This is a genomic window from Arthrobacter sp. 2YAF22_2, from assembly GCF_052114645.1.
Classification (GTDB): domain Bacteria; phylum Actinomycetota; class Actinomycetes; order Actinomycetales; family Micrococcaceae; genus Arthrobacter.
This window is the reverse complement of sequence record NZ_JBFRFD010000692.1, coordinates 1-1,501: the sequence shown is the minus strand read 5'-3', so window position 1 is coordinate 1,501 and position 1,501 is coordinate 1. Positions and strand designations below refer to the sequence as shown.

The following is a 1,501-nucleotide window of genomic DNA, read 5'->3' as shown; positions in this document are numbered from 1 at the left end:
GCTCGGTGTCAGATATATGGCGCTGCCGGACCCCTCGTCCGGCGGCGCGGAAGCCTACGGAAGCGAAGCTGCAGTGACTGAAACGAGTCCCACCCCTCCGAACCGGCCGGATCCCCTGGTGGAACCTGCCGAGGACGCCGACGAGCCGGCCTTCGAATGGATGAAGCCCGCCGCGGGCAAGCGGGCCGGCACAGCTTCGGAGGACTCCGCCCACACGGACACAACTGCCGCCCCGGCCGCCGGCGCCGGAACACCTCCCGGCCCCGGAACAACTCCCGACGCAGGAACAACTCCCGGCGCCGGAACTGCCGACGCCGCGACCCCGGCGGCCGCACAGGGCAGCACGCCGGTCGAGGCGGGGGAGCGGGCCGCAACCCCCGGCACCCGCGAACGCCAGGGACGCCGCGCCGAGCGGACGGCCTCCCCGGCGTCCGGGCCGGACACGGCCGCTGGCACGGCCGGGGACGAAGGGGTGCACCGCAACGAGGCGCTGCCCACCTCGGCGCTGCAGCTTCGGCCCCCCCGCGAAGAGGTGGAACGCCGCAACGCTGAACGTGAAAGTGCCGCCAACGCCAAGCCCGTGGCCCCCCGGGTCATGCAGGTCCTGCTGGCGGTCTGCTTCCCGATCATCCTGCTGGTCCTGGCCGTCCGCGCCGTGGCCAGCCCGCTGTTCCTCTGGGTCGAGTACAACCGCCCCGGTTTCCCGGGCGACGGCTACGGCTTCAACGCCGACGACCGGATGACCTACGGATCCTACGCGGTCGACTATCTGAGCAACTGGTCCGGCCCGCGCTACCTCGGCGATCTGGTCAACCGGGGCGGCGAGACGCTGTTCAAGGACGGCGAAGTCAGCCACATGGCCGACGTCAAGCTTGTCATCCTGTCCACCTTCGGTGCCGGGGTCCTGCTGGTCCTGCTCAGCCTGGTCGCCATCCTTTACCTGCGCCGCCGCAGCCCCGGCGGCGTCCGTCGCGGCCTGTTCGCCGGGTCCATCGCCACCCTGGTGATCATCATCGGACTGGGCGTGCTCGCCGTGCTGGGCTGGGAGCAGTTCTTCACCGAGTTCCACCGCATCTTCTTCGCCAACGGCACGTGGACGTTCTCACTGCAGGACACCCTGATCCGGTTGTTCCCCGGACAGTTCTGGGTCGACGCCGGAATAACCATCGGCGGCCTGGTCCTGCTCGCAGCCATCCTCACCCTGATCCTGACCTGGCCGACCCGGAAACGCCGCGGACTGCCGCCCCGGCGCGCCGCCGCGGCTGCCCAGGACGGCGCTGCCCAGGAAGCCGACGCCGGCATGGTGGACCCCGCCGCGCTCAAGGGCCGGCGCTTCAAGCGCCGGAACGGCGCCGCCGCCGAGCACGAGCCTGCCCCCGGCCACGAATCAGCTGCCGGCCCCGGCGCCGCCAGCAGCGGCGACAAGCCCGCGGACCGCGCCGGCGCCGCACAGGAGCTGTAAACAACCTGGACAAGTAGAAGCGGCCGGCACCGCAGGTGC

The 1,501-nt window shown here is 71.6% G+C and carries 1 protein-coding gene; it reads left to right on the top strand.

Annotation, left to right across the window (positions count from 1 at the left end):
• Positions 1-73: 73 nt before the first annotated feature.
• Positions 74-1,462, top strand: a complete 1,389-nt coding sequence (locus AB4Y86_RS18735) for a TIGR01906 family membrane protein (protein WP_441403638.1) — start codon at positions 74-76, stop codon at positions 1,460-1,462.
• The last annotated feature ends 39 nt before the right edge of the window (positions 1,463-1,501 follow it).